Annotated in this window: 12 protein-coding genes; 3 read left to right on the top strand and 9 right to left on the bottom strand. The window is 68.8% G+C overall.

The window, feature by feature from the left end:
- Positions 1-111: 111 nt before the first annotated feature.
- The 5 genes from NR798_RS03290 to lspA (NR798_RS03270) all read right to left on the bottom strand — a co-directional run bounded on the left by NR798_RS03290 (position 112) and on the right by lspA (NR798_RS03270) (position 4,383).
- Positions 112-621 carry an HAD hydrolase family protein gene (locus NR798_RS03290; protein ID WP_329733142.1) on the bottom strand — a complete coding sequence of 170 codons (510 nt, stop codon included), beginning with the start codon at positions 619-621 and terminating at the stop codon, positions 112-114.
- 11 nt (positions 622-632) lie between these two features.
- Positions 633-1,652 (bottom strand): MXAN_5187 C-terminal domain-containing protein, encoded by a 1,020-nt coding sequence (locus NR798_RS03285; RefSeq protein ID WP_375769927.1) that lies wholly within the window; start codon positions 1,650-1,652, stop codon positions 633-635.
- A 41-nt stretch (positions 1,653-1,693) separates the two neighbouring features.
- Positions 1,694-3,010, bottom strand: coding sequence for a prolipoprotein diacylglyceryl transferase (locus NR798_RS03280; RefSeq protein ID WP_375769926.1), 1,317 nt, complete (start codon positions 3,008-3,010; stop codon positions 1,694-1,696).
- Positions 3,011-3,123: 113 nt separating this feature from the next.
- Positions 3,124-3,753: a signal peptidase II gene (lspA, locus tag NR798_RS03275; protein ID WP_375769925.1), complete on the bottom strand. Its 630-nt coding sequence runs from the start codon at positions 3,751-3,753 to the stop codon at positions 3,124-3,126.
- A 9-nt stretch (positions 3,754-3,762) separates the two neighbouring features.
- Positions 3,763-4,383 carry a signal peptidase II gene (gene lspA, locus NR798_RS03270; RefSeq protein WP_375769924.1) on the bottom strand — a complete coding sequence of 207 codons (621 nt, stop codon included), beginning with the start codon at positions 4,381-4,383 and terminating at the stop codon, positions 3,763-3,765.
- A 138-nt stretch (positions 4,384-4,521) separates the two neighbouring features.
- On the opposite strand from lspA (NR798_RS03270), the gene NR798_RS03265 reads away from it, so the two are divergent.
- Both NR798_RS03265 and NR798_RS03260 read left to right on the top strand, forming a co-directional pair.
- Positions 4,522-4,869 carry a hypothetical protein gene (locus tag NR798_RS03265; protein WP_375769923.1) on the top strand — a complete coding sequence of 116 codons (348 nt, stop codon included), beginning with the start codon at positions 4,522-4,524 and terminating at the stop codon, positions 4,867-4,869.
- The gene (locus NR798_RS03260) at positions 4,866-5,618 is read left to right on the top strand and encodes a Mut7-C RNAse domain-containing protein (protein ID WP_375769922.1); all 753 of its coding nucleotides are present in this window, start codon (positions 4,866-4,868) and stop codon (positions 5,616-5,618) included. The genes NR798_RS03265 and NR798_RS03260 overlap by 4 nt, the downstream gene beginning before the upstream one ends.
- Before the next feature lie 6 nt (positions 5,619-5,624).
- Here the strand turns inward: NR798_RS03260 and NR798_RS03255 are convergent, their stop codons facing one another.
- The gene (locus tag NR798_RS03255) at positions 5,625-6,383 is read right to left on the bottom strand and encodes an SDR family NAD(P)-dependent oxidoreductase (RefSeq protein ID WP_375769921.1); all 759 of its coding nucleotides are present in this window, start codon (positions 6,381-6,383) and stop codon (positions 5,625-5,627) included.
- A gap of 182 nt (positions 6,384-6,565) precedes the next feature.
- Here NR798_RS03255 and NR798_RS03250 point away from each other — a divergent pair, with 182 nt between their 5' ends.
- Positions 6,566-7,489 carry a hypothetical protein gene (locus tag NR798_RS03250; protein WP_375769920.1) on the top strand — a complete coding sequence of 308 codons (924 nt, stop codon included), beginning with the start codon at positions 6,566-6,568 and terminating at the stop codon, positions 7,487-7,489.
- Between the two features lie 254 nt (positions 7,490-7,743).
- Here NR798_RS03250 and NR798_RS03245 read toward each other — a convergent pair whose 3' ends face one another.
- From NR798_RS03245 to ileS, 3 genes are all read right to left on the bottom strand, one after another.
- A complete protein-coding gene (locus tag NR798_RS03245) occupies positions 7,744-9,006 on the bottom strand; it encodes an ABC1 kinase family protein (RefSeq protein WP_375769919.1) in 1,263 nt (420 codons plus the stop codon).
- 123 nt (positions 9,007-9,129) lie between these two features.
- Positions 9,130-9,840 carry a hypothetical protein gene (locus NR798_RS03240; RefSeq protein WP_375769918.1) on the bottom strand — a complete coding sequence of 237 codons (711 nt, stop codon included), beginning with the start codon at positions 9,838-9,840 and terminating at the stop codon, positions 9,130-9,132.
- A gap of 236 nt (positions 9,841-10,076) precedes the next feature.
- Entirely contained in the window at positions 10,077-12,971 is a 2,895-nt protein-coding gene (ileS, locus tag NR798_RS03235) for an isoleucine--tRNA ligase (RefSeq protein ID WP_375769917.1), read from the bottom strand.
- Positions 12,972-12,993: the final 22 nt, after the last annotated feature.

Genomic DNA, 12,993 nt, shown 5'->3' with positions numbered 1-12,993 from the left:
GGCGCAAACTAGGGAGCGCTCCCCCCAGGGACAACCTCCCCCCGGAACGGATTGATCTCCCCAGCATGTAACGGATTTCAGCAGACGACGCTTACCCCGTCCTCCGGGGCGTCAGGGCGCCTGCCGGTGACGAAGAATGAACTCACACACCTCGCGCGCCGCGCCGAAACCCGCCGGCCGCTGCGCCACATAGTGCACTTGCGAACGCACCTCGTCCGGGGCCTCGGGGGGCGCCGCCGAGAAACCCACCGCCTTGAGCAGCGGCAGGTCCACCGTCTCGTCGCCCATGTACCCACACCGGTCCGCCGTCACCTTCAAGAGCTCCAGCAGCTTCTCGAAGTGCGCCACCTTGTCCTGGCTGCCGAAGTGTACGTGCTTGAGGCCCAGCGACTGCATCCGCATCTGCGCCGACAGGCTGTCGCCGCCGGAGATGGCCGCCACCTCCAGCCCCGCCTCCTGCAGCCGCTTGATGCCCATGCCGTCGCGCACGCTGTACATCTGCGTCCACCCCGAGTTGGGCACCCAGAAGATGCGTCCGTCGGTGAGCGTGCCGTCGATGTCGAAGATCATCACCGACAGGCGGCTCACCCGCTCCTTGAGCGACTCGAGGTTCTGGTTCATCCGCGCACGCCCTACTTGGGAACGGCCTTGAGGACGGCCTTGCCGTCCTTGATGACGACCTTGAACTCCACCGACTTGGCGTTGTGCTGCTTCATCAGCTCGGGCACCTGCTTGCGCAGCGTGGCGGCGATGGAGTCGTAGTTCATCTTGGAGGTGTCCTCCTTGTTCTGGCGCTTGGCGGCGACGTAGGCGTCGTAGACGGACTTGAGCTTGTCGTCGGAGAGGCCAGCGCCGCTGGCCGCCACGGGAGGACGCGCCCCCGCGGGTTTCGCGGCGGGAGGACGGGCCGCCACGGGCGGGACCGCGGGCGCCACACGAGGCACCGCGGGCGGCACCAGCGGCGCCACGGAGGGAATGGACGGAACCGCGGTGCCCCGGGCCGGCGTGCCCGCCACGGGCGCCACGGGCGGAACGAGCGGCGCCACCGACGGCACCAGCGGCGCCACCGACGGGACCAACGGCGCCACCGACGGCACCCCACCCCGGAAGGGTACCGGCTCCACGGGAGCCACCGACGGCACCTTGGAGGGCTTCACCTCCTCGACGTCGAAGTCGTCGTCGGGCAGCTCGATGGCGCCCAGGGTCTTGGGCTTGTCGGAGCCGGCCTGCTTCTGCACGCGGCGCCGGGCCTTGGCCACGTCCCGCTTGTAGGTGCCGTTCTCGATCTCCTGCAGCGTGCGCTGCCACAGCCGCTCGTACGTGCCGAACTTGGTGGCGATGGCCTGCACGCGGAACTTGGCCGCGGTGTTGCGCACGAAGCTGGCCTTGAGCCGCTCCAGCCGCTTCTTGAGGTCCTCGTACGCCCGCGTTGGCGGCAGGCGCTCGTTCCCCATGAAGTAGAACTCGTAGGCCACCTTGAGGGCGGCGAGATCGGCCTCAATGGCTTCGCACTCCTGGAACGCCACCTCACTGCCCGACTTCGTGGGCATGCCGGACTTGGTGTCGCCACTGGTCGCGGCCAGCTTGGCGGACGACTTCGCCGAGGCGCCTGCCTTCGCTGCCTGATTCTTCGTCGAGGACTCGTACGCCATGGATTCCTAGAGTGTCCTCAAGACGCGGCCCGGGATCAACCTCAGGCCGGGCTCGGTGTCGGGCCGACGCCAGCTGCCTCGCCTGCCCGGCGGATCCGCCGGTACAGCAAAGTCGCACCAAAGGTGAACATGCACAGGGAGATGAACTGGCTGGTGGAGATGTTGTACCAGGCCTCCAGGGGCACCGCGTCCGCCAGCCGCGAGGCGCCCAGCGACTCGAGCAGGCCGTGCAGGGTGCCGCGCTCGGTGTCGCCGCGGAACAGCTCCACCGTGGTGCGCAGCACCGCGTAGCACATCAGCCACAGGGCGAAAATCTGCCCGTGGAAGCGCCGGTAGCGGCGCGCGTACATCAGCACCCCGAAGAGGACGAGCTGCCCCACGGACTCGAAGATCTGGGTGGGGTAGATGGGCAGCGTGGTGCCGTGCTGGGCCACCCAGTCGGAGATGCGCACCGCGCCGGGGGCCATGTGGTGGAGGATTTCGCCGGTGGCCTCCACCACGTAGCGCGAGTCCTGCGCCTGCGACTGGAAGGCGAGGCTGGAGGTGCCGCCGAGCCGCCCGAAGAGGTCCTTGGCCAGGCCCGCGCCGGGGAAGTTCACGGCGAAGCGCGTGCCGGCCGCGGTGACGTCACCCCAGCAGCAGCCGGCGGAGAAGCACCCCAGGCGCCCCAGGCACTGGCCCAGCGACACGGTGGGGATGGCCAGGTCCGCCAGCCGCATGAACTCCATGCGGTGCTGCTTGGCGAAGAGCAGCGAGGCCAGGGTCGCGCCGATGAGGCCGCCGTAGAAGACGAGCCCGCCGCCCAGCGAGAACACCTGCGTCCAGTCGCGCGCGTAGTCCTTCCAGTTGACGAGGATGAAGAGGACGCGGCTGCCCACCAGGCCGCCCACCAGCGCGTAGAAGCCGAAGTCCATCATGGCCTCGTGCTTGCGCGGGCCCTCGGTGTCCACCCACTGGCCGCCGCCCTGGGCGTCCGGCACCCACGTGGGCTTGCGCCACTCGTCCCGGGCCAGCCGCGCCGCCACCGTGAGGGCGGTCATGAAGCCGGTGGCCAGCAGCACCCCGTAGGTGTGGATGGGGATGCCCTCGCCCTTCTGGCCCAGGAAGGCGGAGGCCGGCAGCGCATAGCGCAGGCCGAACCACGCGAGCACCGCGGCGATGCCCCCATAGGCCAGCGCGCGCTGCATCCGGTCGCTGGAGGTGGGCGGCTCGGGCTTCTCCCCGGGAGCCTTGGGCGTGCCCTCGGCACCGCGCCAGCCGTTGTAGGCGATGTACCCCACGGCGCCGAGCGCCAGGGCGTACAGGAGGAGCTGGGACCAGAGGGTGGTGAAGGTGAAGTGGACGAGAACGGGAAGCATGGGCGGGAGCCTCGGGGACGCGAGGCCGCTCAGATTAGCCCGTTCACGGCGCCGCGGGGGTGGGGAGAGGCGGCCCTGGGGTCAGGATCGCCCGCTGGGGGAGCGGCCCGCCGTCAGGAGCGGGCCTGGGCCGACTTGTCCTGCTTGGACGTCTCGGTGGGCGTCTCCTTGCGCACGAAGGCGTCCACCAGGAGCAGCCCCACGCCCACCACGATGGCCGAGTCGGCCACGTTGAAGGACGGCCAGGCGGCCTTGTCGTACCAATGGGCCTCGAGGAAATCGATGACGAAGGCCCGGGCGATGCGGTCGATGTAGTTGCCGATGGCCCCACCGAGCACCAGCGGCAGGCCCCACAGGGCCCACTTCTCATTCGGGTCCTTCCCGCTGAGCTTGCTGAAGTACCAGGTGATGAGCACCACCGCGCCGATGCTCACCACGTGGAAGAGCAGGCCGCGCGTGGCGGGCGGCAGGGAGCGGAACAGGCCCCAGGCCGCGCCCGGGTTCTCCGCGTAACGCAGGCGGAAGAAGGACTCGGAGACCTCGATGTAGCGCTTGGAGCGGTAGTGCAGCCCATCGAAGCCCTGGGCGGGGGGCTCGCCGTACATGGCCGACAGCCGCTCACTCACGGTGGGCCGGTCATCGAAGCGCGTGGTCAACTCGCGGACGACGATGTACTTCGTCCACTGGTCGAGCAGGATGACGCCAAGCGCCACCGTCAGCAGGAGGATGTATTTGCGAGGCACGGGGGGCGGTTATACCACCTGCCCCCCCGGCGTCACGGTTTCCACGGGCTTGGGCTGCAGGAAGGAGTCCAGCAGGAGCAGGCCCACCCCGATGCAGATGGCGGCATCGGCCACGTTGAAGGTGGGCCAGCGCATGCCGGGCTGGTTGCGCCAGTGCCAGTCGATGAAGTCGATGACGTAGCCGCGCAGCAGCCGGTCCACGAAGTTGCCCACCGCCCCGCCCGCCACGAGCGCCAGCGCCCAGCGCACCCGCCGCTGGTCGGGGGTGAGCCGCACGTACATGAAGGTGATGAAGCCGAGCGCCACCAGGCTCACCAGGTGGAAGAAGGGCCGGCGCACGGACTCGGGCAGGTTGCCGAAGAGGCCCCAGGCGGCGCCCGGGTTCTCCACGTAGCGGAAGTGCCAGTAGTTCTCGATGAAGCGGTAGGGCCGCGTGGCACGCCGGTACGCGCCAGGCACCGGCGGATCGTTGTCCAGGTTACGCTCGGAGACGAAGCCCTCCACGCGCGCCATGCCGGTGCGCCCGTCGAGAGCCTCCGTCAGGTGGGCCACGGCCAGGTATTTGGTCACCTGGTCGGCGGCGAGGGTGGCGAGGCCCACGAGGATCAGGACGCGAAAGCGGTGCACCATGAGACCCCCAGGTCTACCTTGGGGGCTGGGAGCCTGACAACCCGGACGGGAGAACGGGCGGACAGGCAACCGGTTGACGACTCGCTGGAAGCCTCGAAGTGGGGCATGGTGGGGATGATGGAGACTGTTCAGCCACCCGTGACACCCAATCCGAACGAGACTCCCACCGCCGTGGCCCCGGCCAAACCAAAGCTCATGGAGCGCCTGCAGGCCTTCATCCTCCGCTATGGCGCGCTGGCCCTGGTGGTGCATTACGCCATCTTCGGCCTGTGCCTGGCGGGCTTCATGCTGCTCATCAACGCGGGCTTCCAGGTGAAGGGGGCCGTCGGGGCCGCGAGCACCTTTGGCGGGGCGTACCTCGCCTGCCAGGTCATCAAGATTCCGCGCTTCGCCCTCACGTTCGCGCTCACGCCGGTGCTCGACAGGCTCATCCAGCGCCTGCGCAACAAGGGGGCCAACCCCACCGAGCCGCCCGCCGGGCCATGACGCAGCTCCAGGTCCGCTTCTACGGCCCGCTCAACGACTTCCTCGCCCCCGAGCGGCGCGGCGTCGAGTTCACCCACAGCGTGCAGGGCGCCCCCTCGGTGAAGGATCTCATCGAGTCGCTCGGCCCGCCCCACCCCGAGGTGGACGTGGTGCTGGTGGACGGAGAGGCGGTGGACTTCTCCCACCGGGTGGAGCACGGGCAGCGGCTGGCCGTCTACCCCGCCTTCTCGTCCATCGACGTGACGCCGCTGGTGCGCGTGGGGCCCCCTGCCCTGCCCGAGCCGCGCTTCCTGCTGGACGTGGGGCTGGGCCGGCTCGCGGGCCTGCTGCGCATGCTCGGCTTCGACACCCTGTGGCGCAACGACTACGCGGATGACGTGCTCGCCCGGGTGTCGCACGACGAGCAGCGCATCCTGCTCACGCGGGACATCGGCCTGCTCAAGCGCTCCGAGGTCCTCCACGGGTACTTCCCCCGCGAGACGGACCCCTCGCAGCAGTTGATAGAGGTGGTGCGGCGCTTCCAGCTCACCGCGCACATGCGCCCCTTCTCCCGGTGCATCCCCTGCAATGGCGCGCTCTCGGCGGCCTCGCCCGAGGAGGTGCAAGGCCGCGTGCCCGAGCGCGTGCAGGCCACGTTCACCCGCTTCCAGCAGTGCCCCGAGTGCAAGCGGGTGTTCTGGGCGGGCTCCCACCACGAGCGCATGCAGGTCATCATCGACAAGCTGCGCGAGTTGGAGCAGCACCCGTAGTGGCGCTCAGTCCACGAAGCGGTTGAGCTGGTAGCCGCCATCCACGTCCCAGATGGCGCCCGTCACGTAGCCGCCATCCCGCTCGTCGAGCAGCGTCAGGGCATGCCGCGCGAGCTCCTCGGCGGGGAGGATGCGCTTGATGAGGCTCGTGTCGAGCGTCGCCTGCTCGAAGCCCGGGACCACTCCCGCCACCGAGCGGAAGGCCGGTGTCTCGATGGCGCCTGGACACAGCGCGTTCACCCGGATCCCGCGCGCGGCGAGCTCGATGGCCCACGTCTGCGTCAGGTGCTGCACCGCCGCCTTGGTCGCTCCGTAGATGGAGATGTAGGGCAGTGGGCGGCGCCCGGCCGCCGACGAGATGTTCAGGATGGCCGCGCCCTTGCGCCCGCTCATCGCCTTGACGGCCTCGTTGGTGAACACCACCGTCCCGCGCACGTTCACCGCGAACATCGCGTCCACGTCCTCCTCGGAGAGCGTGCCGATCGCCCCGGGGCGGAGGATGCCCGCGTTGTTCACCAGCAGATCCAGCCCTCCGTGGCGGCTCACCGCCGCGGCCACGGCGCGCTCGGCCGTCTCCCGGCTCGCGACGTCTCCCACCACGTACGAGGCGTGGGACCCCAGCTTCCGCACGGCCTCCTCGAGCTTGTCCTCACGCCGGGCGACCAGCACCACCCGCGCGCCTTCCTCGACGAGCCCGGCCGCGATCGCGAGACCGATTCCCTCGCTCCCCCCGGTGATGACCGCCGACTTTCCCGCGAAGCGCATGTGTCTCCCTCAGAAGGCCACGCACCCATGACGTGGTGACACCACTGTCACTCCGGGCGCCGCGCTCGCGCAAGCAACGGCGGGTTAACATGGGATTCATGAACGCCCCCACACCACTCCAGCTCCACACCTCTCCTGTGAGGACGGGTGAAAAGCTCCGCGGTGAGCTGGTCCTCGGTGACGTGACACCCGAACTGCACCAGGCAGCCCGCGTGACGCTCCGGGTCCGTGGGCAGCTGGATTACGACGATTCGGAATCGAAGCGGCGTGAGGAGCTGTCTGGAGGTCCGGAGTCCAGCGTGGACGTGTGGTTGAAGGGAGAACGCCGGGTCCCCTTCGAGCTGAGCCTGGCGCGGGACCTCCCTCCGAGCTACCGGGGAAAGGACGTCCAGATCTCCTGGGAGGCCATTGCCACCCTGCACGACCGCAACGGCAGGGAATTGACGAGGTGGACCCAATCCTTCCAACTCGAACCGGGCCGGACGGTGCAGTTCCCCCCGTTGCGCGAGCCGCTCGCACCTCGCGGCTCCTCCGTGACGGCCGCCAGCACCTGGGGATGCCTGCTCTTTCCCGCGCTGGCCTGCTTCTCCATTCCCCTCTGCATGCTGTCCGGCAACATGCGCGATGTGAGCGAGAACCCGGCCCACGGGCGGATCGCCGGAATCATCTACGGCGTCGCATCGGTCATCGCGGGCGTGGGACTCACTTGGTGGATCATCGGCAAGGCGCGGACGGTGTCGAAGTTCAAGGCGGCCGCGCTCCAGCCCCTGGCCGAGCGTTTCCCTCTCGGCTCGACCGCGAGGCTGCGGGCCTTCGTGGAAATCACGAGCCCGCTGACCGTGCGCAAGGCCCGGCTCGAGCTCAGCGCCTACGAAATGCTCTCCAAGCTGCGGACCGAGACGGTGACGGTCGAGGTGCCAGCACACCTCGCCGCGGGAGCGCACCAGTTCGACGTGGAGCTCCCCATCCCCCGGGACTTCACCCCCACCTTCAAAACGCACCTGAAGGCCCACTGCACCCTGACCCTCGAGCTCGAAGGCCTGGAGAACATGGTGCTGCATAACCCGCTCGAGCTCGCCCCCGAGGTGCTGGAAGCGGAGGCGTGAGCCCCGGCGCACCCGGGACTCGAGCTCCGCGACGCCCACCATGCGCCCTCCCTAATCCCCTTTAGGGAAGTGACCGAAAGGGCTCGATGCTCCCTCTCCCCCCGGGAGAGGGTTGGGGTGAGGGTATCCGAGCCCGTTCTTCCAACCCGGGGCCCTCCGTGTGGACAGGGGGTTCAACCCGGGGCCCTGGCACCCTCACCCCGTCCCTCTCCCGTAGGGAGAGGGGAAATCTTCGCGGACTTATCTGAAGGGGCTTAGCTCCGCTCCTCTGGAGAGGACGTCGGACCCGTGCGCTCGAGCAACCGGGCATAGACGGAGCGGAAGTCGCCCCGGGCCCCGAGCGCCCGCAGGTTCTGCGCGCAGCCGCCCACTGCGCGCCCCAGCATCACCGCCTCGGGCGGAGGACGGATGCGCAGGAAGTCCACGGTCCGGCGCAGCCCGAGTGCCCGCATGTCCGGCACCGAGGTGTCCTGGGCGTAGTCGTAGCAGTTCGTGCGCAGGGGCCGGGTGGCGATCTTCACCGTCTCCGTCAGCAGGCTCCGGGCGGAGGCCTCGTCGATGTCCACCTGGAAGCCCGCGGCGCGCACCCCGGCCAGTGGATCGTACCGCTCGCCCCGCAGCTCGGACCGCATGAAGGTCCGGAGGGCCTCGACGAAGTCCGCGCGGAAGGACTTCACGCAGCCGAAGTCGAGCAGGGCCAGCCGCCCGTCCTCGGTGACGAAGAAGTTGCCCGGGTGCGGATCCGCGTGGATGCGAGCCGCCGCGAAGAACGGGCCATGCACGGCGCGGATGAGCTGCTCGCTGACGCGCCAGCGCGCGGCCGCATCCGGGTTCGAGTCGAGGAACCGTTGGAGCGTCTGGCCTCGCACGCGGGTGAGGCAGAGCACCCGGGACGTCGAGCGCTCCGGAATGGGCGCTGGGGCGAGCAGGTCCGGCTCGGACGCGAGCAGCGCATGGAAGGCGCGGGCCCGCTCGGCTTCCAGGAGGTAGTCCGTCTCCAGGGAGATCTCCCGGCGCAGCTCCTCCACGTAGTCGCGGCCATCGAGCAGCTTCGAGGTGAACCCCGCCGCGCGAGCCACCACGGAGATGTTGGAGAAGTCGGACTCGAGTGCCTCGGCGATGCCGGGGTACTGGACCTTGAGCACGACCTCCCGCCCGTCCTCCAGGCGAGCGGCATGCACCTGACCGAGCGAGGCGGCAGCCAGGGGCTTGGGGTCGAACTCCGCGAACAGCCGCTCGGGAGGGGCACCGAGCTCGTCCTCGATGATGGCGGCGATCTCCTCGGAGTCGATGGGCGGTGCCTCGCTCTGCAGGCGGGCGACGATCTGCCGCAGTTCCGGTGGCAGCGCATCCATCTCCATGGAGAGCGCCTGGCCGAGCTTCATCGCCGCGCCCTTCATCTCCCCGAGGGTCTGGACGACGAGGCCCAGCGTGGAGCGATCGGTCTCCTGGGTATCAGCGCCGGTGACCTTGCGCAGGGCTCGCACCGCCAGCCCGGCGGAGCCTCTTGCGGACATTGCGGCCACCTTGCCGAGCCGGGCCAGGCGGCCACTCGGTGGGTTCCTCGATCTGGTCATTCCTTCGAGGATAGGAGCAGGAGCGGGCAGGTGCATGGGCCCGCCCGGTTCCCCGACCGCTTGCTACTCGATGACGAAGGGCACCTCGATCTGTTCCTCGAAGCCGGCATGGCAGGAGCTGAAGCCCTCGCACGCCTCCACGCCAGTGGTCCCCCTGCTGGTCACGCGCAAGACGTAGCTGCCTGCATTCAACCCCGGAAGCTTGAAGCGGACATGGTTAACCTCGATGTCGGGGTTATGGATCCAAACGAAGGCCGTGCCGTCCTCCAGCAGGGACATGTCCACCATCTCGAGCTGGTCGGTCGCCGGCAGCCACTCGATGTCGATCGCCTCCCCACTGTGAAGCATGGGCTGCTCCTGGCCATTGACACGGAAGCGCCGGGGCGCGTGCAGCGACTGGAAGACAGCGCGCATGCTCGAGCGGCCATCAGAGAGGACGACTTCGGTACGTGGCTCGTCGGCCGGGCGCGGCGCGCCCTTGAAAGCGGGGTACTCACAGCTAGAGGCCCCATCGAACCCCAGGCGCGCATCTCCCCGGCGATCCAGGGTGGCGGCCTCCCCGTTGAGCGTGAGGCGAGTGTCGGCGGGAATCCGGTAGCAGTCTCCGCCCCTTTCCCAGTCGTAGGACAGCGCGACCGACATGGTGTCGGCGGTCCGTGAGTACGAGAACGGCACGTAGAGCCCCAGGCCCGGAATGTCTCGCAGCTCCTCGTCGTGGAGCGCGGGTCCGCAGGCGGTGACGGCGACGGCGAACAACGGCATCAGCTTGTTCATGGACGCACCGCGTTGCAGGGTCCGCGCCAGCACCTGGACTCAGCACGTTGCGCCGCGCGGTGTGCAGTGGGTGTCACGGCCGCTGCACACGGGAGGACTCGCATTGCACGGAGTGCGCTTTCACAGAGGCTCGATACCCTCACCCCGTCCCTCTCCCTGAGGGAGAGGGGTTGTTGCGAAGTGGGGCACTCAGCGGCTGGGTACGCAGCCGCTGGGTACCGAGCCGCTGTCCGGTCTCAGCTCAGCGCTTCCTGGCACTTCTCGCAGACGGGCGCACCCGAGGCGACCTTCTCGGAGTAGGTCCAGCAGCGCGGGCACTTCTCGCCCTTCGCCGGCAGCACCTCCGCCTTCACGTCCTCGCCCAGCGCCTGCGCCACGTTCAGCGCCTGCGCCTTCTCGCCCGCCGCTCCCGCAAGCTCCACCTGGCTCACGATGAACAGCCCCGGCAGCTCCGCCGCGTTCGCCTTCAGGAACTCCAGCGCCTTGCCGCTCGAGCTCAGCACCACCCGCGCCTCCAGCGACGCGCCGATCATCTTGTCCCGGCGTGCCGCCTCCAGCAGGCCCTGCACCGCGCCGCGCACCGCGAAGAGCTTCTCGTACCGCTCCGACAGCGCCGCGTCCGGCTTCACCGCCGGCTCCGGGAAGTCCGTCAGGTACACGCTCTCCGCCTTCTTCCCCGGCAGGTACTGCCACGCCTCCTCCGAGGTGAAGCTCATCACCGGCGCCAAGAGCTGCAGCAGCACCGTCGACACCTCGTGCAGCACCGTCTGCGCGCTGCGCCGCGCGTGCCCCGTCGCCTTCGTCGTGTACAGCCGGTCCTTCAGGATGTCGAAGTACACCGCCGACAGGTCACCCGCGCAGAAGTCCACCACCGTCGCGTACACCAGGTGGAACTCGTAGGCGTCGTACGCCTTGCGCACCCGCGCCACCACCTCCGCCAGCCGGCCCCGCGCCCACGTGTCCAGCGGCAACAGCTTGTCCGCCGCCACCGTGTCCTTCTCCGGGTCGAAGTCGTACAGGTTGCTCAGCGCGTAGCGGATGGTGTTGCGGATCTTCCGGTAGCCCTCGCTCAGACCCTTCATGATCTGATCCGACAGGCGCACGTCGTTGCGGTAGTCGCTGCTCGCCACCCACAAACGCAGCACTTCCGCGCCGTACTGCTGGATGAGCTTCTCCGGGGCCACCACGTTGCCCTGGCTCTTGCTCATCTTCTCGCCCTTGCCGTCCACCACGAAGCCGTGCGTCAGGCACGCCTTGTACGGCGACATGTCGCGCGTGCCCACCGCCACCAGGATGGACGAGTGGAACCAGCCACGGTGCTGATCACTCCCCTCGAGGAACAGGTCCGCCGGCACCCGCTGCCGCCGCTGCGACACTGCGCTGAACGCGCACGCCGAGTCGAACCACACGTCCAGGATGTCCGTCTCGCGGCGGAACTCCGTCTTGCCGCACTTCTGGCACTTGTGGCCCGCGGGCAGGAACTCCTTCACCGGCGTGCGGTACCACACGCCCGCGCCCTCCTTCTCCACCGCGTCCGCCACCTTCTCCATCAGCTCCGCGGAGATGACCGACTCGTCGCACCCCTCGCAGTAGGCGATGGGGATGGGCACGCCCCACGTGCGCTGGCGGCTGATGCACCAGTCCGGCCGCGTCTCCAGCATGCCCCGGATGCGGCTGTGCCCCCACGAGGGCACCCACTGCACCTTGTCCACCTCGTCCAGCACCTGCTGCCGGTACGTCTTCTCGCCCTTCGTCGGCTTGTCCAGCGGGATGAACCACTGGTACGTCGCGCTGAGGATGACCGGGTTGTGGCAGCGCCAGCAGTGCGGATAGCTGTGCTCGACCTTGTCTCCCTTGTCGTTGAGCAGCACGCCCTTCTCGGCCAGCGCCTCGACGATGATCGGGTTGGCCTCGAAGACCTTCTTGCCCGTCAGCCACTCGCCCACGGTCTCGTCGTAGCGGCCGTCCAGCCGCACCGGGTTGTAGATGTCGAGCCCGTACTTCAGGCCCACCTCGTAGTCCTCCTGGCCATGTCCCGGCGCCGTGTGCACCAGGCCCGTACCGGCCTCCAGCGTCACGTGCTCGCCCAGGAGGATCTTCCCCTGCCGCTCGTAGAAGACGTGCTGGTAGGTGCAACCCTCCAGCTCCTCGCCGCGCGCGTAGGCCACAATCCGCTCGGGGTCCACCAGCGACGCCGCGGCGACCTCCTCGCCACCCGGCAGCTTCGCGCTCTTCACCGCCAGCTCGTCCGCCTTCACCTCGGCCAGCACCTTGGGCAGCAGGTCCTTGGCCACGCAGATGACGCGCTCGCCGAGCGTGTAGAACACGTACTCGTACTCGGCGTTCATCGCGATGGCGAGGTTGGCCGGCAGCGTCCAGGGCGTGGTGGTCCAGATGACGAAGGAGACGTTCTTCCCCTTCAGCTTGGGCACCCGCTCGGCCACCTCGGGGCCCGCGGGGAAGGCCACGTAGACGGACGGGCTCGCGTGGTCCTCGTACTCCACCTCGGCCTCGGCCAGCGCCGTCTGGTCGTACACGCAGAAGTACACCGGCTTCTTGCGCCGGTAGAGCATGCCGCGCCTGGCGAACGTGGCCAGCTCGCGGATCTCCTGCGCCTCGTAGGAGAAGTCGAGCGTGCGGTACGGATGGTCCCAGTCACCGAGGATGCCCAGGCGCTTGAACTCGGTGCGCTGGATGTCGATGAACTCCATCGCGTACGTGCGGCACTGCTCCAGGAAGCTCTCCCGGTCCAGCGTGCGCTTGTCGATCTTCTTGTCCTTGAGCCGCTTCTCCACCGCCTGCTCGATGGGCAGACCGTGGGTGTCCCAGCCGGGGATGTAGTCGCACTTGCGGCCGGCGAGGTTGCGGTACTTGACGACGATGTCCTTGAGGATCTTGTTGAGCGCGTGGCCCGCGTGGATGTGGCCGTTGGCGTACGGGGGCCCGTCCGTCAGCACGAAGGGCTCGGCGGCCGCGCGCCGCTCGAGAATCTTCCCCCAAATCCCCTTCTCCGCCCACCAGCCGAGCATCTTCGGCTCCAGCTGGGCCAGGTTCCCCTTCATGGGGAAGTCCGTCTTCGGGAGATTGACCGAGTCCTTGTAGTCCTTCGGGGGTGCGCCGGTGTCGCTCATGACATCCGGCCGTAACACGGGC

Origin of the sequence: Archangium gephyra (assembly GCF_042230915.1) — a bacterium.
Classification (GTDB): domain Bacteria; phylum Myxococcota; class Myxococcia; order Myxococcales; family Myxococcaceae; genus Archangium; species Archangium gephyra_B.
This window is presented reverse-complemented; position numbering and strand designations above follow the sequence as displayed.